At 71.4% G+C, this 22122-nt stretch carries 18 protein-coding genes; 6 read left to right on the plus strand and 12 right to left on the minus strand.

Annotated features, from left to right (window positions below; genetic code table 11):
- Positions 1 to 82: 82 nt before the first annotated feature.
- The gene (locus I4J89_RS35445) at positions 83 to 928 is read right to left on the minus strand and encodes a DUF4097 family beta strand repeat-containing protein (RefSeq protein WP_196418523.1); all 846 of its coding nucleotides are present in this window, start codon (positions 926 to 928) and stop codon (positions 83 to 85) included.
- Between the two features lie 24 nt (positions 929 to 952).
- On the minus strand, positions 953 to 1462 hold the full coding sequence (locus tag I4J89_RS35450; RefSeq protein ID WP_196418524.1) for a hypothetical protein: 510 nt from the start codon (positions 1460 to 1462) through the stop codon (positions 953 to 955).
- 101 nt (positions 1463 to 1563) lie between these two features.
- Here I4J89_RS35450 and I4J89_RS35455 point away from each other — a divergent pair, with 101 nt between their 5' ends.
- Both I4J89_RS35455 and I4J89_RS35460 read left to right on the plus strand, forming a co-directional pair.
- Complete coding sequence (locus I4J89_RS35455; protein WP_196418525.1) at positions 1564 to 2685, plus strand: NAD(P)-binding domain-containing protein; 1122 nt, start codon at positions 1564 to 1566, stop codon at positions 2683 to 2685.
- A 150-nt stretch (positions 2686 to 2835) separates the two neighbouring features.
- Positions 2836 to 4551, plus strand: coding sequence for a S41 family peptidase (locus tag I4J89_RS35460; RefSeq protein WP_196418526.1), 1716 nt, complete (start codon positions 2836 to 2838; stop codon positions 4549 to 4551).
- 30 nt (positions 4552 to 4581) lie between these two features.
- Here the strand turns inward: I4J89_RS35460 and I4J89_RS35465 are convergent, their stop codons facing one another.
- The 5 genes from I4J89_RS35465 to I4J89_RS35485 all read right to left on the minus strand — a co-directional run bounded on the left by I4J89_RS35465 (position 4582) and on the right by I4J89_RS35485 (position 10944).
- Entirely contained in the window at positions 4582 to 6432 is a 1851-nt protein-coding gene (locus I4J89_RS35465; protein WP_196418527.1) for a RiPP maturation radical SAM C-methyltransferase, read from the minus strand.
- Positions 6433 to 6441: 9 nt separating this feature from the next.
- Positions 6442 to 6825: a hypothetical protein gene (locus I4J89_RS35470; RefSeq protein ID WP_196418528.1), complete on the minus strand. Its 384-nt coding sequence runs from the start codon at positions 6823 to 6825 to the stop codon at positions 6442 to 6444.
- 56 nt (positions 6826 to 6881) lie between these two features.
- On the minus strand, positions 6882 to 9737 hold the full coding sequence (locus tag I4J89_RS35475; protein ID WP_196418529.1) for an AfsR/SARP family transcriptional regulator: 2856 nt from the start codon (positions 9735 to 9737) through the stop codon (positions 6882 to 6884).
- A gap of 102 nt (positions 9738 to 9839) precedes the next feature.
- Complete coding sequence (locus I4J89_RS35480) at positions 9840 to 10226, minus strand: RNA polymerase sigma factor (protein ID WP_230860110.1); 387 nt, start codon at positions 10224 to 10226, stop codon at positions 9840 to 9842.
- 433 nt (positions 10227 to 10659) lie between these two features.
- Positions 10660 to 10944, minus strand: a complete 285-nt coding sequence (locus I4J89_RS35485; protein WP_230860111.1) for a hypothetical protein — start codon at positions 10942 to 10944, stop codon at positions 10660 to 10662.
- A gap of 66 nt (positions 10945 to 11010) precedes the next feature.
- Between I4J89_RS35485 and tsaA the strand changes: the two genes are divergently transcribed.
- The gene (gene tsaA / locus I4J89_RS35490) at positions 11011 to 11412 is read left to right on the plus strand and encodes a tRNA (N6-threonylcarbamoyladenosine(37)-N6)-methyltransferase TrmO (protein ID WP_196418530.1); all 402 of its coding nucleotides are present in this window, start codon (positions 11011 to 11013) and stop codon (positions 11410 to 11412) included.
- 77 nt (positions 11413 to 11489) lie between these two features.
- The gene (locus I4J89_RS35495; RefSeq protein WP_309238607.1) at positions 11490 to 13517 is read left to right on the plus strand and encodes a cellulose binding domain-containing protein; all 2028 of its coding nucleotides are present in this window, start codon (positions 11490 to 11492) and stop codon (positions 13515 to 13517) included.
- A gap of 54 nt (positions 13518 to 13571) precedes the next feature.
- Here I4J89_RS35495 and I4J89_RS35500 read toward each other — a convergent pair whose 3' ends face one another.
- From I4J89_RS35500 to I4J89_RS35520, 5 genes are read right to left on the minus strand one after another with little or no spacing between them, the layout of a single operon-like run.
- Positions 13572 to 16472 carry a hypothetical protein gene (locus I4J89_RS35500; RefSeq protein WP_230860112.1) on the minus strand — a complete coding sequence of 967 codons (2901 nt, stop codon included), beginning with the start codon at positions 16470 to 16472 and terminating at the stop codon, positions 13572 to 13574.
- Positions 16473 to 16479: 7 nt separating this feature from the next.
- Positions 16480 to 16956 carry a ribonuclease E activity regulator RraA gene (gene rraA / locus I4J89_RS35505; protein ID WP_196418532.1) on the minus strand — a complete coding sequence of 159 codons (477 nt, stop codon included), beginning with the start codon at positions 16954 to 16956 and terminating at the stop codon, positions 16480 to 16482.
- A 46-nt stretch (positions 16957 to 17002) separates the two neighbouring features.
- Positions 17003 to 18742: a multicopper oxidase family protein gene (locus tag I4J89_RS35510; protein ID WP_196418533.1), complete on the minus strand. Its 1740-nt coding sequence runs from the start codon at positions 18740 to 18742 to the stop codon at positions 17003 to 17005.
- Positions 18739 to 19188: a DUF6220 domain-containing protein gene (locus I4J89_RS35515; RefSeq protein WP_196418534.1), complete on the minus strand. Its 450-nt coding sequence runs from the start codon at positions 19186 to 19188 to the stop codon at positions 18739 to 18741. Before I4J89_RS35515 ends, I4J89_RS35510 begins: the two co-directional genes overlap by 4 nt.
- A 9-nt stretch (positions 19189 to 19197) precedes the next feature.
- Positions 19198 to 20187, minus strand: a complete 990-nt coding sequence (locus I4J89_RS35520) for a carboxymuconolactone decarboxylase family protein (RefSeq protein ID WP_196418535.1) — start codon at positions 20185 to 20187, stop codon at positions 19198 to 19200.
- 144 nt (positions 20188 to 20331) lie between these two features.
- Between I4J89_RS35520 and I4J89_RS35525 the strand changes: the two genes are divergently transcribed.
- Positions 20332 to 21462, plus strand: a complete 1131-nt coding sequence (locus tag I4J89_RS35525) for a sensor histidine kinase (RefSeq protein WP_230860113.1) — start codon at positions 20332 to 20334, stop codon at positions 21460 to 21462.
- Positions 21459 to 22121: a response regulator gene (locus I4J89_RS35530; RefSeq protein ID WP_196418537.1), complete on the plus strand. Its 663-nt coding sequence runs from the start codon at positions 21459 to 21461 to the stop codon at positions 22119 to 22121. Before I4J89_RS35525 ends, I4J89_RS35530 begins: the two co-directional genes overlap by 4 nt.
- The last annotated feature ends 1 nt before the right edge of the window (position 22122 follow it).

A 22122-nucleotide genomic window follows, 5' to 3' on the forward strand; every position in this document is an offset into this window, starting at 1 on the left:
GGCACGAGCGCCTCAGCCGGCTTCCGGGCAGGAGCCATCGCCGGCCGGGGCACGAAAGCCTCGGCCGGGACAGCGGGGTGGGTCAGGAGCGGCGGATCAGGATGTCGCCGAACCCGGTACGCGCGCGCACCTCGGCCTGCTCGTCGGTCTCGACGGGACCGTCGGTGGCCGTCATCTCGTTGCGGATCCTGCCGTAGTGGGTGTGCACGTCGAGCCGGGCCGCGGTGCCCTGCCGGATGCCGATCTCGATGCGACCGGCGCCGCTGCGCAGCGTCGCGGAACCACGGACCAGCTCGCTCATCCGGATGTCACCGTTCGCGGTGCTCGCGGTGACCGAGCCCCCGGCATGGTCGGCCGCGATGTCGCCGTTGGCGGAATTGATCCGCAGCTCGCTGCCGGCGTGACCGACCCACACCTCGCCGTTGCCGTTCTTGAGCACGGCCGGCCCGCTGACCGAACGCACCCGCAGCTTGCCCGAGCCGGTGGTGACTCTGGCATCGCCGGTGACGGTCTCGGCGACGACGATTCCCATCCCGGTCGACACGGACAGGGTCTCGGACTGCTCCACCTGGAGATCGCCGGCGCCGCTACGCAGCCGGCAGGCGCCGAGCGCCCCGGTACAGCGGACTCCGCCGGCGCCCAGCTTGGCCTCGAGGTCGGAGCCGATCGGCAGTTCGACGAGCACGTCGACGACGCCGACCTTGCCGAACATCCCGAGGCCGGGCTGGCGGGGGCCACGCACGGTCAGGGTGCCGAGGGAGAACTCCACGTGGGTCTGCTCGGCAGCTCGCACGTCCCGGTCCATGGTCTCCTCCGCCGGGCGCACGTGCACGACGGTGTCCGGTCGCTCGCTCGCGACCACCCGCAGCTCACCGGCGGTGAGGTCGACTGAGGCGGTGATGGGTCCGGGGGTGTCGAAGGTGGGCATGAGGGGTCTCCGTTCGGTTCGAGGTCAGCGGACCCAGCCGCTGTAACGCTGGCTGCCGCTGGTCGCGGTCACGCTCGCCGGGCGCGCGGTGCCGCTGTCGGTTGCGGCGGCCGCGGCCCGGATGAGCCAGGTGTTGATCGAGACACCGGCGCCGGCGGCGGCCTGCTCGACGCGGTTCTTCAGGTTCTCCGGCAGGCGCAGGCTGATCCGTACGGTCGCCTCGTCCTCACCCGGCGCCGGTGCCGGTGCGGGCGGCGGCGCTGCGGTCGCCGGCTCGGTCCACGGGTCCGCGGGCGGCTGCGTCACGACGAAGCTGGGCTCGCGGTCGCGGAGCCGCACGTCCACCGAGCCGGGCGCGAGATCACGGGTGATCTCGGCAGCCGCCTGGGAGAGCGCGTCGAGCAGGGCGAGCCGGATCGCGGACTCGAGCGGCGCGGTGAGCCGCTCGGCCAGCTCGCGGGCGTCCTCTCCGCCGGCTGCGGCAGCGAGCGCGAGCTCGTGACGCACGGCGTCGATGTAGGGTCGCAATTCCATGACGCCACTATGACACCACGGTGATGCCATACGCAACCCAGTTGGCATCACGATGACACCGCACGTGGAATACCGGCGCGGTCTCGGAGGTTGCGTAGCCCGTGAATGTGGCGACGGTGCTGGTCGTGGGCGGCGGTCAATCCGGGCTCTCCGCCGGATATCACCTCAAGCGGCGAGGCTTCGCCAGCGCACTCACCGACCCCTCCGGCGACCGTACGTTCGTGATCCTCGACGCCGCGCCGGCACCGGGCGGCGCCTGGCGCGAGCGCTGGGAGTCGCTACGGATGGCGACCGTGAACGGCATCTTCGACCTGCCCGGCTTCCCCAAACCGCCGCTCGATCCCGGCGAGCCCAGCCGCACGGCCGTGCCGCGCTACTTCGCGTCCTTCGAGCACACGGCGGCGTTGCCGATCCTGCGCCCGGTCCAGGTCACCACGGTGCGGCCGGGTCCCGGCGGCGGCCTGATCGTCGAATCGGATCAAGGCCGGTGGGCCACCGAGGCGATCATCAACGCCACCGGCACGTGGACCAATCCGGTACGCCCGCGCTACCCCGGACAGGAGACGTTCACCGGCCTCCAGCTGCACACCCGCGACTACGTGTCGGCGCGGCAACTGGCCGGCCTGCGGGTCGCCGTCGTCGGTGGCGGGATCTCCGCCGTCCAACTGCTCGAAGAGATCTCCCAGGTGGCGACGACCTTCTGGTACACCCGCCGCGAACCCGTCTTCCGCGACGACGCCTTCGAACCGGAGACCGCCGGCCGCGAGATCATCGCGAAGGTGACCGCGGACGTCGAAGCGGGCCGGCCCACCGGCAGCGTCGTCTCGTACACCGATCTCATCTGGACGCCGTACGCTCTCGCCGCCAAGGCGCGCGGCGCCCTGGAACGGCGGCCGATGTTCGCCGCGATCGAGCCGCACGGCGTACGCGAAGCGGACGGCTCGTTCACGTCCGTGGACGCCATCGTCTGGGCCACCGGCTTCCGGGCCGCCCTCGCCCACCTCGACCCGCTGGGCCTGCGCAACGAGGACGGTGGCATCCGGATGGACGGCACCCAGGTGACCGCCGATCCGCGGGTGCACCTGGTCGGCTTCGGCCCGTCGCAGTCCACCGTCGGCGCCAACCGCGCGGGCCGGGACGCGGTGAGCGCCCTCGTCCGATACCTCGATCGGCCGAAACCGGCCGAAACGTCGAATACCTTCCTTTCCTCCCGCATACGTTGAGTTCCGGTAAGGGCCCACGCGTCCGGAGGCGGGCGGGCGACGGTGGATACCCCCCGCGTCTGCCAGATGCGCGGCAGCACGTATCACCGGGTTCCACGCGCCCCTCTGTCCCGTCGGACGGCGAAAACTCAACGGCCGACGGAGGAATCGATGTTCGACAGATCTGGATCTGACCCCAACGAATTCGCCGCGTTCGGCGAGGCCACGAACGAGATCGCGGCATTCCGCGCGCTCACCGAGGGAAACAACTTCCCGCTGGAGGACCGGACAGCGCTCGTGGACCAAGCCCTGCTCCTCATCGATCGCATCTTTGTGCATCTCATGCACAAGCGGGCGATGTACGCGATCGATCCACGGCAACGGCTGCGCCTGCTGCGGTTCCGCGCGTCCCGGATGAGCGACGCCGAATTCCACGCCGAACTGCTGCGGATCTTCGTCGAGCTGCGCGATCTGCACACCAACTACATCCTGCCGAGGCCCTACCGGGGGCCGGTGGCCTTCCTCGGCGTCCTGCTGGAGCAGTACTGGGAGGACGACGAACCGCACTGGATGGTGTCGAAGGTCTACGACCAGATCACCGGCGTGACCGACCTGAGGCCGGGCTGCGAGGTCGTCTACTGGAACGGTGCGCCTGTCGAGCTGGCCGTGGCCCGCAACGCCGATCGGGAACCGGGCAGCAACCCCGCCGCCCGGACCGCTCGCGGCCTGGAACGGATGACCCTGCGCAAGCTCGCGCTGTCCCCGGTGCCCGATGAGGACTGGGTGGACCTGGTCTACCGCGCCGGCGACGGCGCCCTCCGCCAGACCCGGCTCCCGTGGCGCATCCTCGGACCGGCCGACCTGGAAGCCCGGGCGCCGGGCATCGACACCGCCGACGATGCCGCTCTGGACGGCGAGTTCGAAGGTCTCCCGGTGGCTCAGACGCTCGCCGTCGACCTTCGCACCGAAGCGGTACGGCTGTTGAAGAAGCAGCTGTTCGTCCCCTCGGCGAAGAAGGCGGAGGAACAGCGCGCCGCGGGTAGCGACACGGCCCCGGAGCCAACACAGTCACAGATCGCCGCCGGCGAACTGCCCACCACCCGGCCCGACGAACTGCGGGCCCGCCGCGTGCCCACGCCCGACGGCGACTACGGCCACCTGCGGATCTACACCTTCTTCATCGAGGACGGCAACGTACGCGCCTTCGTCGACGAGGTCCGGCGGCTGGTCCAGCTGCTGCCGCAGCACGGGCTGATCATCGACGTCCGCGGCAACGGCGGTGGACACATCGTCGCCGCCGAATACCTGCTCCAGTACTTCTCCCGCAAGCGGGTCCAGCCGGAACGCCTGCAACTCATCAACTCCGACGGCACGCTGGCTCTCTGCCGGGCCGTCGAGCAGCTCAATCCGTGGGCGCAGTCGATCGCGGATTCCGTCGAGACCGGCGCCCAGTACTCCGACGCCATCCCCCTGTGGTCGGAGGACGCGATAAACGAGGTGGGCCGGATCTACGACGGTCCGGTAATCCTGATCACGGACGCGCTGTGCTACAGCGCGACGGACATGTTCGCGGCCGGCTTCCAGGATCACGAGATCGGCACCGTGCTGGGAACCGACGAGACCACCGGCGCCGGCGGAGCCAACGTCTGGCCCCACGGGCTCCTGATGTCGCAGTGGCCCGACGGGCCGTTCACCGCGTTGCCTGGCGGCGCGGAGTTCCGGGTGGCGCTGCGACGCACCTTGCGGGTGGGCAAACTCGCCGGGCAACCGCTGGAGGACTTCGGTGTCCGGGCCGAGGCGACGCACCGGCTCACCCGCCGGGACCTGCTGGACAACAACGCCGACCTGATGGATCACGCCATCGGGCTGCTGAAGGGCCAAGCCTGAGCGAGTCCCGCCACGAGAGGCCGGCGCTGCTCACCGGCCCCTCGTGGCGGGAACGGCGAGTGCCAGCGCGTACCCGTCGTCCAGCAACATCAGCCCCCGCCCGGCGAAGGCGCGCAGCAGATCCTCGACCACGGCGACCGGCTCGGCCAGCCCGAGCCGGCGCCGCACCGCGGACGCCGTCGTCGGGCGGTCGGTGGTGGCCAGGTAGACCTCGGCAGTCGTACCGGACAGCGTGTAGGTGCCTTCACTGCCGGCTTGCCGGCCGTCGTAGATCTGCAGGAAGCCCGGCGCCGACCAGTACTTCAGCACGGGCAGGTCCGGCTCGGCCCAGGCTGCGCGCCACTCGCCGACCGCCTTGTCCAGAGCGTCGTAGCTGGTGGCCGGCAGGGCGTCACGCGTCTCGTAGTCGAAGAAGTACGCGATCCGGTCCAGGTCGGCGAAGCCGGGATAGACGTAGCGATAGCTGGCCTCGGGTCTTTTGAATCGCACGTCCGCCTGGTTGAACAGTGGGCTGAAGCGCTCCATCCAGATGCGCCCGGCGTCGTCCGGGGGCGGAAGGTGGACGAGGTGCGCCACGGTGGCGGCCTGCTCGGCGTACTGCGCGGCGGTCTCGCCCGGGAATCCCCAGAGGATGTTCCAGGAGACCTGGATGCCGTAGTAGTGAGCCCAGCGCAGCAGGTTGACGTTCTGCAGGGCGCGTACGCCCTTGTTCATCAGGGCAAGCACGCCGGAGTCCAGCGACTCGATCCCGGGCTGGATGTGTGTCACCCCGGCCTGGGCGAGAAGCCGGAGCTGCTCGCGGCCGAGATTGGCCTTCACCTCGTAGAACAGGTCGTAGTCGGCACGGCTGGCCACGATGGCGGGAAAGAGCGTCCGCAGGTAGTGCGAGTCGACGATGTTGTCGACGGCCTCGAAGCGGAAGGTGCGATACCGCCGCGCGAGCTCCGCCAGTTCGTCGAGCACCCGCTCCGGCGACTTGCTGCGGAACGCCATGGTCGTACCGTTCAAGCCGCAGAACGTGCAGTGGTGCCGGGCACCCCACCAGCATCCCCGCGCAGACTCGAACGGCAGCGAGACCGTGCGATGGCTCTTGGGTTCGAGCAGCCCCAGCGCCTCGGCCCGGTCGAAGTACTCGGCGTAGTCCGGTGTCGGCAGTTCGTCGAGTGCTTGCGTGGGCGGCGCGGGCTCGGTCCTGCGCACCTCTCCCTCTCGACGGGACGCGACACCGGGAACCGCGGCCGCGTCGCCGCCGGAGGCGAGCGCGTCCAGCAGGGCGGGGAAGGCGTGGTCGCCCTCCCCCACCACGGCGAAGTCGATGTCGGGGAAGGCGCGGACCAGTTCGGGGCCCATCTCCCCCTCGAAGTTGGCGCCGCCGAAGACCGTGACGATTCCCGGGTAGCGCAGCTTCAGCCGGCGCGCCAGCGCGAGTGAGGCCACCGTCTGCTGGAACGTCGAGGTGAACCCGACGACCCGGGTATCGGCCCAGAACGCGTGATCGGCGAGCTCGTCCAGGTAGGCCGGGATCTCCGCCTCCCGTACCCGCAGCAGCCGGTCTTCGACGTCGCCGGTCACGCTGCGGAGGTAGTCGAGGTCGCTGGCGAAGTCCTCGATCAGGCGTCCGCCGGGATCCGGTGCCGCGTCGCCGAAGGCTTCCACGGAGAACAGCCAGTCACCCACCATCCGCCCGCGCATCTGCGCGAGCGCCTCGTAGAGGCTTTCGCCGAGGCGCGCGGCGAGGTCCAGGCCGGCGTGCAGGGTACGAACCGGGAAGCCGTGCGCCGAGCCGATCGCCTTGAGCAACCCGAGCTGCATGGACGGACCCCGGACACTGACGAACGGCATGGAGACGAGAGTTACGGCGAGGTCCGCACGCGGCACCATGGGGCTGGCTCAACCGCCACGCTGTGCCGAGCGGATCTTCACGTCGCCGCCGATCTTCCCGGCCATGTCCTCCCCCTTGAGCGGGTCCCGAGCGTCCTTCTTCTGCCGCTCCGGATAGAACGCACGAGCCAGCATGTCGGGGAAGTCCGGATTCAGGTCGGGGTCGTCGCGCCAGGGCGGGTCGACCTTGGCACGCAACGCGCCGTCGATTCCCTTCTGGTCCACCAGGTTCGTCTGCCCGGGTTCGGTGTCGCTCTTGTTGAGCACGTCGGCGGCCACGGCCAGCGCGCCCCAGAGGATCGTGCGCTCCTCGGCGGTGAGCTTGTGCTGAAGGCCCATGAGCTTGATGCCGAGACGCCTGATGTGATCGGGGGTGATCGATATCTCTGCCATGATCCCTCCATCGATGCGGGGCCTCACAGCAACGTGCAGCGCCGGGCCACGCGTCGTCAAGGGCTGTGCTGAACGCCGACAACCAGCTTGCGCTCGAGGTTGCCGCGGAGGCGGTCGGCGTACGGCTGACCGAGCTGGTCGAGGATGGACAGTGCCTTCCGCCACGCCACGTACGCCTCATCGGTGGATCCCGCGGCATGGTAGGTGTCACCCAGAGCGACAAGCGTGTCCGCCTCGTCGTACCGGTCGTCGAATTCGTGGTAGAGCTCCAGCGCCCGCTGGTAGCTGACCTTCGCCTGCGTCCAGTCGCCCAGTTGCAGATAGATGTGCCCGAGGCTGTCGTAGGTCTCCGCCTGCCCGAACCGATCGCCGATCTCGGATTGGAGCGCGAGCGCCTCCCGGCAGTGGACGAGCGCGGTGTCATGGTCGCCGAGCATGGTGCTGAACCAGCCGACCGCGTTCTCCGCCCGGGCCTGGCCGGTCTCATGGCCGGCCGCCCGGAACAGCAGCAGCGACTGCTCCGCCTCGGCCAGCGCCTCCCGGTGCTCCTCCTGGCGATCCAGTTTCAGCGCGAGGTCACGGTGCGCCTCGGCCTGACCGGCGAGGTCACCGAGCGTCCGGTAGAGCTCGAGCGCCCGGTGGAGGTGCCCGTCGGCCTCGTCGTAGCGGCCGGTCTTGATGTACGCCCGGCCGCGCAGCCGGTGCGCGAGGGCCGATCGCTGTGGATCGTCCGAGAGCTGGGCGGTCTCGAGCGCGCCCTGCCACTCCAGCCACAGCCCGTGGTACTCCAGGAAGGGCGACAGGACGCAGGTGAGGTACCACGCCTCGTCCGTGAAGCCGCCCTCGAAGCCTTGGCGCAGGGCGGCGAGCAGCACGGGGCGATGGTTGGCGAACCAGGACCGGGCATGACTGTTGCTGGCGATGCGTTCCGGCGCCACCCCCGGTTGCATCCGCGGCACCGTGATCGCGTCGTAGTGGTGCGGGTTGAGCAGCTGATGCGCCTGGTACCCGGTCTGGATGTAGTGGTCCAGCATGCGCCGCAGCGCCGCCTCACGCTCGCTCGGCTGGTCGTGGACGCGGGCCAGCTCGGTCGCGTACGCGCGCAGCAGGTCGTGCATCCCGAAGCAGCCCGGCGCGCGCTCGGTGACCAGGTGGGCACGGGCCAGCTCGGCGAGTGCCGGCCGTGCTTCGTCGAGCGGGATGCCGGCCAGGCTGGCCGTGGCCGGAGTGGTGATCTCCGGCCCGGCCTGCAGGCCGATGTACCGGAAGATGCGTGCCGCCCGGGCGTCGAGCTTGCGGTAGGACCAGGAGAAGACGCCGCGGACGTCGGTGGCCCGGTCGCCGTCCTCGAAGACATCCAGCCGGCTGGCCGATTCACGCAGCTCCACGGCGAGATCGCTGAGCGAGAACTGGGGATGCGAGGCGGCGCGCGCGGCGACCACCGTGAGGGCCAGCGGCAACCGGGCGCAGAGTGTGATGATCTCGTCCAGCTCGCGCGGTTCCGACCAGATCCGGTCGGCACCGAGCCGCCGGCCCAGCAATGCCCGCGCCTCGGCGACCGAGAGCAGGTCGATCGTGACCGGGCGGGCCCCCTCGGCAGCCACCAGCCCGGGCAGGTCGCTCCGGCTGGTGATCACCACGAGGCAGCCCGGCGCGCCGGGAAGAAGCGGCCGGACCTGCTCGGCGTCGTGGGCGTTGTCGAGCACGACGAGCATCCGGCGCTCGGCGAGCAGGCTCCGGTACAGACCGGCCTGGCTCTCCAGGCCGGTGGGGATCTTCTGCTCGGGTACGCCGAGCGCGTCGAGGAAGCCGCGGACCGCCTCGCCGGGGCTCATCGGCGGACCGCTGGGGTCGTAGCCGCGCAGGTTCACGTACAGCTGGCCGTCGGGGAAGCGGCCGCGAATCTGGTGCGACCAGTGAACGGCCAGGGCGGTCTTCCCGACACCGGCGGTACCGGAGATCGACGTGATCACCAGCGCCCGGCCGTCCGCCGGCTCGTCGCCGAGCAGCAGGTTCAGCTGGTTGAGCGCCTTGGTACGCCCGACAAAGTCGGTGGTGTCGTGCGGAAGCTGGGCGGGCCTCGGCCGCGGCGGGGACCGGTCGTCGGCAGCCTGCCGCTTGGCCGGACGATCCAGCGCCGGGTCCGCCCGGAGGATCCGTTGGTGCAGTTGGACCAGCTCCGGGCCGGGCTCGACACCGAGCTGCTCGCGCAGGTGGCCGCGCGCGGTGTGGAAGGCGTTCAGCGCGTCGGCCTGCCGCCCGGCGCGGTACAGCGCCAGCATGAGAAGCCGGTGCAGGCGTTCCCGCAGCGGGTGATCGGCGACCAGTTGCCGCAGCTCGGGCACGAGGTCGGCGTCCCGGCCCAGGTCGAGATCGGCGTGGATCCGGTCCTCCTGCACGTCGGCCCGCCGTTCCAGCAGCCGGTCGCGTTCGGCGTCCAGCAGCGGGCTGCACAGGCCCGCGAACGGCGGACCGCGCCACAGCGAGAGAGCCGTGCGCAGCGCCTCGGCGGCGGCCGGCAGGTCACGTTCGGCCCGTGCCTGGTGCGCCTGCCGCAGAGCCGCCTCGAAGGTGTGCAGGTCGAGAGTGCCCGGCCCGATCTTCAACTGGTAGCCGACGTCGGTCCAGGTGATCAGGCCGGTCCGGGAGCGGGGATCACGGCCGGGTTCGAGGATCCGGCGCAGGGCGGAGATGTGCTTCTGGAGCAGATTCACCGCGTACGCCGGTGCCGCCTCGCCCCACACCGCCGTGAGGAGACTGTCGCGGTCGACCGGCCGGTCGGCGTGGAGCAGGAGAACCGCGAGGATCACGCGCTGCTGGGCCGGCCCGAGACTCAGGTCGGCATCCGCGCGCCGGGCGACGAGCGGCCCCAGCACCTGGAAGTGAACGGCCGGCTCCTGCGCACCGCCCATCAGCGCCCCCTCCAATGGAGAACGCGCCAAATCTAACCGAGCGTAGGAGGTCAGCGACAGCATGCGAACGGACACCACCGTTCGGCGGTATCTATCGATACATCAGGCCATCGGGTCAAGAGTGTCGGCGCTGACGCCGCGCTCGGTGAGCAGGTCCCGCAGGCGCTGGAGCGCCCGCGCGCGCGTCGGCCCGATGCTGCCGACCGGCATCGCCATCACCTGCGCGACCTGCTGGTAGGAGGGTTTCGGGCCACGCGACAGCAGGAGCATCAGCTTGCGCTGATGTGCCGGCAGATCGTCGACCGCCTGCCACAGGAGCCGGTCGCGTTCGCTGCGGACGATCTCCGCGTCGAGGCCGCCCTCCTCCGCGGTGAGGCGCAGGCTCCGCGCGATCGAGCGGAGCATGGGGTTGTACCGCCGGACCAGTTCCGTCCAGGCGTCCTCGTCTCCCTGGCCGGCCCGCTGGACCAGGATCGGCAACATGTTCATGGGCTCACCCGCCGTCGTGTCGGAATGACGACGTCAGCATCGCGAGCGGGACTGGACCGGTCCCTGGACCGCGCACTGGACTTAGCCGATCGGACTCCCCCGCCAAGTGCGGAGTATGAGTCGTGGAAGGACCCCGGCTCATCCTCCGTGCAGACGGCAGCGCCGTGCTGTCGCGGAAAGGAAGAGATGGTTGACGGTGCCACTCAACGGCGACCGCGGCTACAGCGCCGCATCGGCTAACCCCCTTTTCTGGGTCAAGGTCTGCCTGCCGGTCCCGCTCCTTCGGGGTACGCGTAACCGGCCGTCCCGCCGACGCCGACGCCGTCCCCGCTCTCCCGGCGCGGGCCAGGCTTCCCGTCCCGGCCCCAGCGCGACCGTCGGGAAACAGCAGCACCTGACGGTCACGGCCCGCCGCCTGGGGCCAGCAGCGGTCTCACGAGGAATCCCGGGCCGGGTACAGATTTCCGACAACGCGCCGGGCCCACCGCATGCGCCCGGCCGCGGTCTCCGGGTGGTCTCCATAGGCGGCCGCCATCTCAGCGGCGCAGGCGTGGAATCCGCCGTACGCCAGCAGTGCCTCACGGATGGCGGCCTCGACATCCGCCTCGGTCGGATCCGCCCACGCGGACAGGCTGCTCACGAACAACGCCTCAGCGCGTGCGGCGTTGAGCCGGTCGGTCTGCGGGCTGGTCTTCGCCGGGTGCACGGTCATCATCATCTGGCTCTCCTCTCGACTCCGGGCCTGTCGCTACAGATGCCGGCCACCTCCCGGTGATACTTGGTCATGACGTACGAAATTCGTCCCATCGGAGTCGTCGAGTCGTCGCTGGTGGATCCCGCGAGTGCTCCGAAGCAGGGGGTGGAGGGCGCCCCCGACGCCTGGCTGGCGTTCGACCCCGCGGTGGCCGCGGGCATCGGTGATCTCACGATCGGCGACGACGTCTTCGTCCTCACCTGGCTGCATCTCGCCGATCGGTCCACCATGGCCGTGCATCCGCGCGACGACCCGCGCACTCCGCTGACCGGCGTGTTCAGCACCCGCTCGTCGGACCGGCCCAATCCGATCGGCCTGCACCGGGTCCGGGTGCTCGCGGTGGACGGGCTCCGGGTGCGGGTCTCCGATCTGGAGGCCGTCGACGGCACCCCGGTCATCGACCTGAAACCGGTTCTGGACGCGACACGATAGAAACACTTATTGACAGCCTTCTTTTCGTTGACCAACTATGGGAGCGCTCCCACTAACCTCTCCCCCGGAGGGCTCCCGTGCACACCTCATTCCTGCGGCGCACGCTCGCGAGCACTGTGCTGCTCGCCGCCGTCGCCCTGGCGCCACCCGGCGCCCAAGCCGCCGCCCCGGCCGCCGACACCCGCGTCGACGTCGACGTCCGGGCCGGCCTCGCCACCGTGGACAGCGCCGCCCTCGGCGTCAACCACGCCATCTGGGACGCCCAGCTGGGCACCCCGGCCGTAGCCGACCTGCTCAAGGACGCCGGCGTACGGATGTTGCGCTACCCCGGCGGCTCGTACGCCGACATCTACCACTGGCGGGACCACACCGCGCCCGGCGGCTACGTCGCACCGAACACCGACTTCGACACGTTCATGGCCGGCGCGCAGCGCACCGGCGCCGAGCCGATGATCATCGCGAACTACGGCACCGGCACCGCGCAGGAGGCCGCGGACTGGGTCCGGTACGCCAACATCACCAAGGGCTACGACGCCACCTACTGGACGATCGGCAACGAGAACTACGGCAACGGCCACTACGGCTCCGCCTGGGAGGCCGACGAGCACGCCGACAAGAGCCCCAAGGAGTACGCGGCCACCGTGCTCGCGTACGCGCAGGCGATGAAGGCCGTCGACCCCACCATCAAGATCGGCGCCGTGCTGACCATGCCGGGCAACTGGCCGGACGCCATCGTCGGCGCGGGCGACGAGGGCAGCTGGAACCAGGAGGTCCTCACTCGCGCCGGCGCGGTCATCGACTTCGTCGACGTGCACTGGTACCCCGGCGGCAGCACACCCGCCGAGACCCTGACCAAGCCCGCCCAGATCCAGGACGCCATGCACCTGCTGCGCCAGCAGATCAGCCGGTACGCGGGCCGGGACATCGCCATCAGCATGACCGAGACGAACGTCGACATCGGCCGCAACACCCAGCCCGGCGCGCTGTTCCTGGCCGACGTCTACAGCGGCCTGCTCGCCCAAGGCGTCTTCACCGTGCACTGGTGGAACGTCCACAACGGCATGGGCGACGTCACCACGGTGGCCGGCCACACCGACTACGACGACTTCGGGCTGCTGTCCAGCGGCAACTGCAACGCCGACAACTCGGTCTGCCAGCCACCGCTGAACACGCCGTTCGCGCCCTACCACGCGCTGTCGCTGATGGGCGACTTCGCCCGCACCGGCGACCGGTTCATCGGCGCCGGCACCGACAACGACCTGGTCAGCGCCCACGCCGTGCGCCGGGCCAACGGCGATGTCGCGGTGCTGCTGATCAACAAGGACCCGGACGCGGAGCACACCGTCGCGCTGAACTACCACGGCTTCACCCCGGCCACCGGCACGCCATCGGTCGCCACCTTCACCAACGGCGCCGACGCGGTGACCACCGCCCCGGGTGGCACGGCCGGGGCGCAGACGCTGGCCCCGTACTCGATCACGCTGGTGACCTTGAAGCCGAACGCCGCCGGCACCGCCGCGCCGAAGGCGCCGGCCCGGCCCACCGCGACCGTGACCGACCGCACCGCGACGATCTCCTGGCCGTCCGCCGGCAGCGGGCTCAAGTACGAGGTGTACCGGCAGAACGGTGGCGCCGCCGAACTGCTCGGCGAGACCACCGGCACCTCGCTGACCGCGCGCAACCTGGAGCCGGGCCGCCGGTACACGGTCAACGTGCTGGCCCGGGACGGCGCCGGACGCCTGTCGCCCGCCTCGCCGCCGCTGACGTTCACCACCGGCACCCCGGCCGGCGCGGCGTGCACGGTGAAGTTCCGCAACACCAACGACTGGGGCAACGGGTTCATCGGCTCGATCGACATCACGAACAACGCGGCGAGCGCGCTGAACGGCTGGACTCTCGGGTTCACCTGGCCGACCACGTGGCAGAGCGTGAGCAATGGGTGGAACGCCACCTGGAACTCCAGCGGCCGCACGGTCCGGGTGACCAGCGACAGCGCCCTGGCCGCCGGGGCGTCCACGTCCGTCGGGTTCGTCGGGTCGTACAGCGGGCCGAACGTGCTCCCGGGCGTGTTCACGCTCAACGGCACCGTCTGCACCAGCGCGTGAGAGAACTCCTGGTCCGGACACGGACGTGTCCGGACCAGGAGTGGCGTGACGTCGTCAGCGCTGGACTGTGCCACCGGACGGCACGGCCCGGATCCCGATCACCCCAAGGATGGTCAACACGACACCGGTCCCGGTGATCCAGACGGGCAGCGCGGGCGGGATGCCGAGGAAGGTGACGATGCCCAGGATGCGGTGCAGACCCCAGGGCAGCAGCGCCATCTGGTCGTTCCAGGCGCTGAGCGCGCTCTCCAGCCCCACCGCCCAGATCAGCGCGCCGACGGCCAGCACGGTCGCGCCGGCCGCGAGCAGGACAGCGCCGCTCGCGCGGCGGCGTGACCAGGCATATCGCGCGCGCAGCACGGACGCGGTCGCCACGAAGAGCCAGGCAAAAGATGCAAAAGACACGATGACGTACGCCGTACGCGCGCCGGGATTGGTCCAGAACTGGAACCAGTAGTAGCCGGGGCCACGGATCGCCAGCACGGCGAGCAGCAGAACCGTCCGGAGCAGGGCGACCCCGCCGATCACCGTGCACAGGGCGTACGGATCACGGCGACCCACGAGCAGCCGCGCCACCAGCGCGAAGACGGCCCAGGAGCCGAGCGTCACGAGCAGGTGCGCCGGAGCGGCGAACCAGGTGTGGATCTCACGGCTGAGCACCAGAACGGCGGCGGGCAGCAGGATCGCCACCCATCTCGCCGTCCGGGTCGGGTTCTCCGATGCCCGCCACGGCATGATCGCCGCGCGCCACAGGGCCCGGACCGGCCGCCACGGCACGACGATCGAGACGAGAAGCAGTCCGAGCAGGACACGCGCCAGGATGGCCATCGCCGGGTCCCGGTCGAACCGCTCCGACCCGAGATCCGCCGCCGTGAAGTTGTAGGCGGGCAGGTCCAGGTCACCGCCCCACTTGCGCACATAGGTGTCGCGGGCCGTCCGGTACCCGGCCTCCGCGGCCGCCCACTGCTCGCGCGCCACGGCCGAACCGGTGTCGAGCCACTGCGCCCGCCGCAGGAACATCGTGCGGTAGGCGCCGAGCGTGCCGTACAGGTCGCTCTGGTAGTCGAGGGTGTTGAGCAGCCGCGTCCGCAGCGCGGCATCGTGCCAGGTCGCGGGGTCGGTCGCGGCCACCGCCGCGCGCTGCTCGGCGGCGATGGCGGTGGCCTGCTCCCCCTCGGCGATCGTCTCGTCCAGGTGACCGCGGCTGATCGCGTAGATGCTGCTCAGCACCGCGGAGTCACCCGTGACGATGTCCCACTCGAAGATCCACATCATCGGCGGCGGCTCGAGGCCGAGCGCCTTCACCGAGTAGTCCGCGTACGGCGCGAGGTAGAGCCCCTTGGTGATCGCCTCGCGTGACGAGGCGAACATCCGGCAGATCGCGGCCACCGTCGCCGGGTCGGACGAGAACGTCCGGCGTACCCAACCGGCGGTGATCTCGCCCGGATCGGCGTCCGGATCGCGGGCCAGCCGTCCCATCGCGTACGCGTTCAGGTCGTAGAGCTGCCAGAACCCGGTCCGCAGATACAACGTCCTCGGCCCGGCGCGCAGCGGGCCGCCGTCCTGCGTCCACAGCCAGACGCCCTCGATGCGCGGGTTCCGGGCAAGCAGTTGCCGGAGGGCGGACGCGTGCAGAGCCGTCAGGTCGTTGGGCAGCGAGCCGAAACCCTCGAACTCCCGCCGGCCCTGGAACTCGACGATCCGCCGCTGCCCGCCCACCGTCAGGGTGGTGTTGAGCGGCAGGTGACTGTAGAAGTCGCCGAGCGTGAACTTGGTCGAGACGATCAGACGCGGGTCGGTGAGATCGCCCAGCACCTCCTCGTACGATTCCGGGTTGGTGTGCAGGTCACCGACCGCCCCGACGCCGACCGTCCAGGTGCGGAAGATGATGTCCCGGTCGCTCTCCCCGGCCACCTCGAGAAATGCCCGCAGCATCGCCCGGACCTGGTCCGGCGTGGTCACCGCGATGCGGGAGAAGTAGTCCCAGCCCGGCGCCTGGTAGGCCGAGCCACCCTCGCCGATGCGGACCATCAGGCCGGAGGCGAACGGCATGCTCGCGAACAACTCGCGCAGCCCCGCCTGGTAGACCGCCCACTGATCGTCCTGCTTCTCCAGGTACGCCTCGAGCGGGCCGGACAGCGCCAGCATGTCGGTCATGAAATAGACGCGCATGCCCATGTCCGCCGCGTACCGGAAGACCGGTGCGAACGCCTGGACCATCGCCCGCGCGCGAGCGATGTGCGGATCGCCGGGACGGTAGACGGCGTGACCGTCACCCACCTGCGCGAACGTGACGTACTCCAGGAAGCCCGGCACGACCACACCGTTGTAGCCCTGCGCCACCGAGTGATCGATGAACTGCCGGAACTCGGCGGCCACCCGTTCCACCGCGGCCTGGTCGACCCACGGCGCCCGCGGCAGCAGCGTGCCGGTGACGATGTCCGAGTTGAGCGAGTAGTCAGTGCCGGTACGCCAGCCGGCCGCGTCGGCGTCGCGGCCGACCGAGCCCGCGTCGGTAAGCCGCAGGCCCAGTCTCGGTGTCACCGTGCCGGTGGTGACCGGCCGGCCCGACCGGATCTCGTCGGCCACCGCGTAGAGACCCGCGGCGGCGCCCGCCTCACCCGCCGCGGTCAGCGTGAGGCCGGTGGCGGTGCGGTCCAGCCGGTAGCCCTCGTCCCCGGTGTTCCCGTCCACGATCACCTTGAGGACACCTCGGGCGCTCCGCCCTGCGACCGCATCGGTGACCGCCCGCGCCGCGACGTCCAGCCGGTGCGTGTGGCGGTTCATCTCGACCGCGCCGACCGGGGCCGGGACCGCGGCCGGCTGCGGCGCCCGGCTGGACGGCTCGGCCATCACGCTCGCCGGCTGCCAGGACAGCCGCAGGGCGCTGCTCAGCCCGAACGCCACTCCGGCGCCCAGGGCCAGCAGCACCACCACGACCACGAAACGACGCATGGCTCTTCTAGCCCGTGGTGAGCGGGAGCACGACGACACCGTCATCGTCGCTGACGATGTGGGCGCCGGGAGTGAAGCGGCAACTGCCGAATTCCAGGACGACGTCGCGTTCGCCGGCGCCGGTCTTGGCGCTCTTGCGGGGGTTGGAGCCGAGGGCCTTGATGCCGATCGGCAGCTCGCGCAACGCGGCCACGTCGCGCACCGCGCCGTTGATGATCACGCCGGCCCAGCCGTTGGTGACGGCGAGCCCGGCGATGATGTCGCCCATCAGGGCGCGATGCACCGACTCGCCGCCGTCGACCACCAGGACCCGGCCCTCGCCGGGCTCGCTCAGCACCGACTTGAGCAGGGCGTTGTCCTCGAAGCAGGAGACCGTGACGGCCGGGCCGTCGAACACGGCGACCCCGCCGTACTGGCGCAGCTGGGTGTCGCACGAGCCGAGGTTCTCGCCGTGCTCGTCGTACAGATCTGCGGTGCTGTTCATTGTCTTCCTCCCGGCGCCGGCGATCTTGAGGCCGAACGCTACCGGTTCAGGCGTACATGAGGTGCAGGGTCATGCCGGCGTCGGCGTGCGGGAGGTTGTGGCAGTGGTTGGCCCACACCCCCGGATTGTCGGCGCGGAACGCCACCTCCCAGACCTCACCGGGCCGTACGTCGAAGGAGTCCATCCACAACGGGCTCCCGGTGGCCGGCCGCCCGTCACGGGACAGCACCAGCACATGGTGTCCGTGCAGGTGCCAGGGATGCACCACCAGCGACCGGTTGACGATGGTGAACTTGATGATCTCGCCACGGCGGACCACCTGCGGTGCGATGTCCGGGTCGGCGGCGCCGTTGACCGTGTGTGCGTAGCGCGGGAGCAGTCCGCGCAGGTCGAGGCCGCGATCGAGGACGAGGGCGAACTCCTGGTCGTGCCGGGACCACGGCATCGGCGCCGGGGTGCCGTAGCTGAGCGGGTCCAGGACCGGCCAACCGCTGGTCGGCGTGGACACCGGGCCGGTCGACCAGACCGCTCGGCCGTCGACGAACAGCGCCACCGGTGCGGCCGGGGCGGTGAACGCCAGGTCGTAGCGCCCGCCGGCCGGGATCAGCACGGCGGTGTCCGTCAGCGGCGCCGGGCCGCGCAGGTCCGCCCCGTCGATCGCGACCACCTGGAACGGGGTGCCGGCGAGGGCGTACCGGTGGGTGGTGCTGTCGGTGTTGATCAGCCGCAGGCGTACCGGCGTGCCGGCGCCGGCCGCTTGCTGCGCGGGCGCCGGTAGCGAATGGCCGGCCAGGGTGTGGACCGGCACGGTGACGTCGAGACCGGCCGCCGGCGACGGGTGCACCACGAGGACGCCGTAGAGCCCCATCCGGACTCCCAGGTCAGAAGCCGAATGCGTGTGATACCAGTAGGTCCCGGCCTGATCGGCGCGGAAGCGGTAGACGAACTCCTGCCCGGGCGCCACCGCCGCCTGGGTCACGCCGGGCACGCCGTCCTGGCTGTTCGGGACGTCGTACCCGTGCCAGTGCAGCGTCACGCCACGCCCGATGTCGCGGTTGCGCAGCGTCACCTCCAGGATGTCGCCGACGGTCGCCGTGAGCTGCGGGCCGGGGACCTGCCCGTTGAAGGTCCACGCCGCGACGTCACGGCCGCCGGCCCGCACGACGGCCGTTCCGGCCGTCAGGGTGAAACGCTTGGTCGGCTCGCCCACGGTGGGCACGTCGGGATGTTGATGAGTGTGGGGTACGCCCGGAGCGTCCCCCGGTGCGGCGGCCAGCCCGGTGCCCGCCACCAGGGCGGCGAGAGTCACCACGGCGGCCACCCGGGACACCCCGCGGGACGGCCGCGAACCGAGGAACCGCCACGTGACCGTGGTCGCCGCGGCCACCCCGGCGACCGCGAGCAGCGCGGCGCCCGCCGACACCGGATAGCCATGGAGGACCGTCACGAGCAGGGCGCTCGTCTGGGCGTACCCGGCGAAGAGCAGCCCGGCCGCGGCTTTGCGGATGTCGACCGGCCGCCGCAACAGCCACGGCGCCGCGACGAGCACCGCGGCGAGCGACAGCGGCGCCGCGATGACCACCTTCTCCGCCGCGAACCACCAGCCGGCGCGGGCCAGCGCGATCGTGGTGATCACGCGGGCGAGGGTGGCCGCCAGCGCGGCGGCACCCACGGCCAGGGCAACCCTGCGGCGGCCGACAGCCGCCGCCGCGCCTCCGCCCAGCCATCCGGCAGCGGCGAGGACCGCGATGACGAGATCGACGGCGAGTAGCGATCCGGTGGTCATGCCGCGCTCTCGCCCACCCGAGCGTCGTCCGGTACGGCCCCGGTCGCGTCGGCGAGCTCATGAGCCGCCCGCTGGACGCTGACCACGACGTGCACCGCGATGATCCCGTTGACCGCGTGCAGTCCGCCGACGATCAGGCCGAGCGGGGTGCTGGCGCCCGAGGCGTCGGTGAAGGCGTTCGCCAGCACCGCGATGAGCACCTGGAGAAGGACCAGGCCGAGCGGCAGGACCGTCAGGGCGACGACCCGGCCCGGCGCCCGCGCCAGCACCGCGCAGAGGATGGTGAGCAGGCTGAGCGCGGGGATCACCGCCATCCCGGTGATGCTGTGCAGCGTGTAGGAGCCGTCGCCGGCGGGTTTGGTGAACGCGCCCACGGCGGCGAACACGAATTGCAGTGCGAACGCGGCCAGCAGCACCCCGTTGACGATCACGAAGGCCTTGCGCATGTCGGTCTCCTATCGGTGAGCCGGGTCGAGTGCCCGGGCTACGTGGCCGGTGGCCGTGATCGCGCCGTACGCGACCAGCCGGACGAGGTCCGCGTCCGCCGGATGCGACAGCCGCCAGAGGCCGACGTCACCCGGGCTGATCGCACCGGGCGCGAACGCCGCCAGCAGCGCGATCCGGGCGCCGACCCGGTCGCTGCCGGGCAGGTCGCGGACCAGATCGGTGGCCCAGCCGGCCGGCTGGTCCGGGTGCCGCCCGTCCTCCCAGCGCACGGTCGCCATGACGGTCTGGCGGGCCGTCTCGCTGAGCAGGTCACCGCCGTGCGCGGCGACCTCCGTCAGGGCCGAGTACGCCACCCCGACCGGGCTGTCCCCGGCCCACCCGGGCGGCGGTGTGCTGCCGGCACCGAGGAGCCGGAGGCCGTGGCCCGGTTCCTTCGGCTCGCCGGCGACCCGGGCGTAGAACCGGCCGCCGACCGAGCGCACGGCGGGCAGGCGTTGCAGGCCGCCGGGCAGCAGGTCCGGGGCGAGCAGCGCCGACACCACCCGGTTGATGAAGTGGAAGGCCAGCAGGGTGCCGGTGAGCTGTGGGCCGTACCGGCTGGTCCACCCGGTGGCGCGCGGGTTGCGGCTGGCCGCGGCCCAGCGGGTGAGCTCGGCGTGACCGGGCCGCACCGGGGTGCCGCCACGGGCGACGCTCTCGGCCAGCTCGTGCTCGCCGAGAGCGTGCAGCAGCGTCGCGTGGGCGTCGACGCAGAACCGGCAGTGGTTGGCCCGGGACACCGCGGCCGCCACGACCTCGCGGTCCACCCGGCTGGTGTCGCCGGCGAGCAGGGCCTCCCGCATCAGCACCCAGGTCGCGGCCATCAGTTCCGGCACCACGGACAGCGCCTGAAAGGTGGGCGCCGGCCCGAGGAAGTCGTCCCGCAGCTGCCGGTAGACGTCGGCGGTGCGACCGGTCGCCGTCTTCACCGGAGCGGGATTGAAGAAGCGGTATGTCATGCGGTCGATGCTTGTCCCGGTGCGCCGGGGAAACGTCGTGCCGCCGCAGGCACTTCGGCGGGTGCTCATACCGCGTCCGCAGTACGCCGCGCCTACCGCGGGCGCGGGATGCCCCACGATCGGCCGCCGTCCTACAGTTCGCTCATGCGTCCGGACCTGCCCTACGCCCTCGGCGGCTTCGCCCTCGGCGCCCTCCTGCTCGGCAACACGGCTCTGGCGCCGGACGCCGATCCGGTGGGTGCGCTCGACGTGGCCCTGATCCTGGTCATGGCGGTGGCCCTGGCGGTGTGCCGGCGCTACCCGGTGCCGGCCCTGCTCGCGGTGACCGTGGCCATGCTGGCCCTGCACGTCCGGGTGCACGCCGGGGTGTCGGCCGCGTTCCCGGTGCTCGGCGCGGTCTACGTCGCCGCCTGGCGGGGGCACCGGCTCACCGCCGCGCTGGCCAGTGTGGTCTTCCTCGGCGGCTTCCTCGCCCGGGACGTCTCGGTCGCGCCGGCCGGCGAGCCCGGTCAGCAGATCCTGGAGCGCACCAGCCTGCTGCTGGGCTGGTTCGTGGCGGCCAACGTGGCCGGGCTGGTCGCACGGCAGCACCGGGCGTATCTGGCGCAGGTCGAACAACGGGCGGCCGACGCGGAACGCACCCGCGAGGAGATGGCGTTGCGCCGCGCCGGGGAGGAACGCCTGCGCATCGCCCGGGACCTGCACGACTCGCTGACCCACAGCATCTCGGTGATCAAGGTGCAGGCCGGGATCGCCGTGCACCTGGGCCGCAAGCAGGGCCGGGAGCCGTCCGCCGCGCTGCTGGCGATCCAGGAGGCCAGCAGCGCGGCCATGCGCGAGCTACGGGCGACGCTGGCGGTCCTGCGCTCACCCGTCGACGAGGACCGGGTCGGGCTGGCCCGGGTGGACGAACTCGTGGAGCGGACCCGGGCGGCCGGGGTGCCGGTGGACGTCACCGTCACCGGTCAGCCCCCGGCCCTGCCCGTCGAGGTGGACCAGGCCGGGTACCGGGTGGTCCAGGAGGCACTGACAAACGTCACCCGCCACGCCGGCCCGGCCAGCGCCCAGGTCCACGTCGAGTACGCACCCTCCTCGCTGACCGTCGCGGTGACCGACGACGGCCGGGCCCCGGCGGCCGGGCCGGTGACACCGGGGGTGGGTCTGAGCGGTATGCGGGAACGGGTCACCGGGCTGGGCGGCACGCTGCACGCGGACCGTGCCGACGGCGGTGGATTCACCGTACGGGCCACCTTCCCACTGGACGGCCCGGCATGATCCGGGTGCTGCTCGCCGACGACCAGGCCCTGATGCGCGCCGGGTTCCGGGCGCTGCTCGACGCCGAGGACAACCTGGACGTGGTCGGTGAGGCCGCCGACGGTGCGGCCGCCGTACGACTGGCGCGGCAACTGCGCCCGGACGTCGTGCTGATGGACGTGCAGATGCCGGGACTCGACGGCATCGAAGCCACCCGGCGGATCAGCGCCGATCCCGGCCTCACCGATGTCCGCGTCCTGATCCTCACCAACTACGAGCTCGACGCGTACGTCTTCGCCGCCCTGCACGCGGGCGCCAGCGGTTTCCTGCTCAAGGACGCCGACCCGGCCGACCTGCTGCAGGCCGTCGCCGTCGTGGCCCGCGGCGACGCGCTGCTCGCCCCGACCGTCACGCGGACGCTGATCAGCGAGTTCGTGACCGCCGCGCCGCCGGGCGACCCGGTGGCCGGGCGTGAGGTGCTGACCGCCCGGGAACAGGAGATCGTCGAGCTGGTGGCCCGCGGGCTCAGCAACGACGAGATCGCCGGGCGCATGGTGATCAGCCCGCTGACCGCCAAGACGCACGTCAACCGGGCGATGATGAAGCTGCACTGCCGGGATCGGGCACAACTGGTGGTGTGGGCGTACGAGTCGGGTCTGATCGCACCGCGCCGCCGCTGAC

The organism is Actinoplanes aureus, assembly GCF_015704865.1.
In the GTDB taxonomy this organism is placed as follows: domain Bacteria; phylum Actinomycetota; class Actinomycetes; order Mycobacteriales; family Micromonosporaceae; genus Actinoplanes; species Actinoplanes aureus.

Coding starts and splice junctions, on each gene's coding strand:
- I4J89_RS35445 (WP_196418523.1), bottom strand. CDS start 928: ATGCCCACCTTCGACACCCCCGGACCCATCACCGCCTCAGTCGACCTC.
- I4J89_RS35450 (WP_196418524.1), bottom strand. CDS start 1,462: ATGGAATTGCGACCCTACATCGACGCCGTGCGTCACGAGCTCGCGCTC.
- I4J89_RS35460 (WP_196418526.1), top strand. CDS start 2,836: ATGTTCGACAGATCTGGATCTGACCCCAACGAATTCGCCGCGTTCGGC.
- I4J89_RS35465 (WP_196418527.1), bottom strand. CDS start 6,432: ATGGTGCCGCGTGCGGACCTCGCCGTAACTCTCGTCTCCATGCCGTTC.
- I4J89_RS35470 (WP_196418528.1), bottom strand. CDS start 6,825: ATGGCAGAGATATCGATCACCCCCGATCACATCAGGCGTCTCGGCATC.
- I4J89_RS35475 (WP_196418529.1), bottom strand. CDS start 9,737: ATGGGCGGTGCGCAGGAGCCGGCCGTTCACTTCCAGGTGCTGGGGCCG.
- I4J89_RS35480 (WP_230860110.1), bottom strand. CDS start 10,226: ATGAACATGTTGCCGATCCTGGTCCAGCGGGCCGGCCAGGGAGACGAG.
- I4J89_RS35485 (WP_230860111.1), bottom strand. CDS start 10,944: ATGATGATGACCGTGCACCCGGCGAAGACCAGCCCGCAGACCGACCGG.
- tsaA (WP_196418530.1), top strand. CDS start 11,011: ATGACGTACGAAATTCGTCCCATCGGAGTCGTCGAGTCGTCGCTGGTG.
- I4J89_RS35500 (WP_230860112.1), bottom strand. CDS start 16,472: ATGCGTCGTTTCGTGGTCGTGGTGGTGCTGCTGGCCCTGGGCGCCGGA.
- rraA (WP_196418532.1), bottom strand. CDS start 16,956: ATGAACAGCACCGCAGATCTGTACGACGAGCACGGCGAGAACCTCGGC.
- I4J89_RS35510 (WP_196418533.1), bottom strand. CDS start 18,742: ATGACCACCGGATCGCTACTCGCCGTCGATCTCGTCATCGCGGTCCTC.
- I4J89_RS35515 (WP_196418534.1), bottom strand. CDS start 19,188: ATGCGCAAGGCCTTCGTGATCGTCAACGGGGTGCTGCTGGCCGCGTTC.
- I4J89_RS35520 (WP_196418535.1), bottom strand. CDS start 20,187: ATGACATACCGCTTCTTCAATCCCGCTCCGGTGAAGACGGCGACCGGT.
- I4J89_RS35525 (WP_230860113.1), top strand. CDS start 20,332: ATGCGTCCGGACCTGCCCTACGCCCTCGGCGGCTTCGCCCTCGGCGCC.
- I4J89_RS35530 (WP_196418537.1), top strand. CDS start 21,459: ATGATCCGGGTGCTGCTCGCCGACGACCAGGCCCTGATGCGCGCCGGG.